The sequence below is a fragment of the Microbacterium sp. GXF6406 genome (genome assembly GCF_054798215.1).
The window spans coordinates 1-1111 of record NZ_JBSJZH010000060.1 but is presented as its reverse complement, the minus strand read 5'-3'; the positions used below and the strand labels follow the sequence as shown (position 1 = coordinate 1111).

General features: G+C 63.8%; 1 protein-coding gene. It reads left to right on the top strand.

Annotation, left to right across the window (positions count from 1 at the left end; all coding sequences use genetic code 11):
- Positions 1-1102: IS30 family transposase (locus ACWAUG_RS13590; RefSeq protein WP_460802834.1), on the top strand; the 1102-nt coding region annotated here is incomplete at its 5' end.
- Between the last annotated feature and the right edge of the window lie 9 nt (positions 1103-1111).

Here is a 1111-nt window from a genome sequence, read left to right as displayed (position 1 = left end):
GCGTGAGATCGCCGGACGCTTGGGGCGTGCGCCATCGACGATCTCGCGGGAGTTGCGGCGCAATGCGTCCACGCGTACGTATCGGCTCGAGTACAAGGCGTCGACGGCGCAGTGGCATGCGGAGCGTCGTGCACGCAGGCCGAAGACCGCGAAGCTCGTCGCCCACGATGCGCTGCGCACTTACGTCCAGGACAAGCTCAGCGGCAGCCTCTTCGCTGCGGACGGCACACGGATCGGGCCGGTCGGGCCTGCCTGGGATGGGAAGAACAAACCGCATCGCGGGGATCGGGAGTGGGTGACGGCATGGAGTCCACGGCAGATCGCCAAACGGCTACCGATCGATTTCCCCGGCGATCCTTCGATGCGGATCTCGCACGAAGCGATCTATCAGGCCCTCTACGTCGAAGCGCGCGGAGGACTGGAGCGGCACCGATCCTGGCATCTACGTCGAGGACGAACCAAGCGCATGCCAAGGGCACGGACCAGGCAGCAGGCGTGGGCTCACGTCACCGAGGACACGGTGCTATCGAAGCGTCCGAAGGAGGCAACGGATCGCAAGACCGCCGGGCATTGGGAAGGAGACCTCATCATCGGGTTGAAGCGCTCCGCGATCGCCACGCTCGTGGATCGGACCACTCGATTCGCGATGCTCGTTCATCTTCCACGTCAGGCTGGATACGGGATCATTCCACCACGGAAAAATGGTCCGGCGCTGGCGGGGTATGGAGCGATCACGACGAAGAACGCCCTCACTGCGACGTTCTCCACACTGCCGGCGGCATTACGTCGTTCGCTGACCTGGGATCGCGGCAAAGAGCTCTCTGCACACCGATTGCTGACGACTGAGATCGGGCTGCCGGTCTATTTCGCCGATCCGAAAAGCCCCTGGCAGCGCGGCAGCAACGAGCACCTCAACGGACTCCTACGCCAGTACTTCCCCAAGGGCACAGATCTCTCCCGGTGGAGCGCGGCGGAGATCACCGCTGTCGCGGACGCGATCAACAACCGCCCGAGAGAGATCCTCGACTGGCGCACCCCCGCCGAGGCCTTCGAAGAGCTACTACGATCGACCCAACAAACAATCGTTGCGACGACCGGTTGAATACGGCCA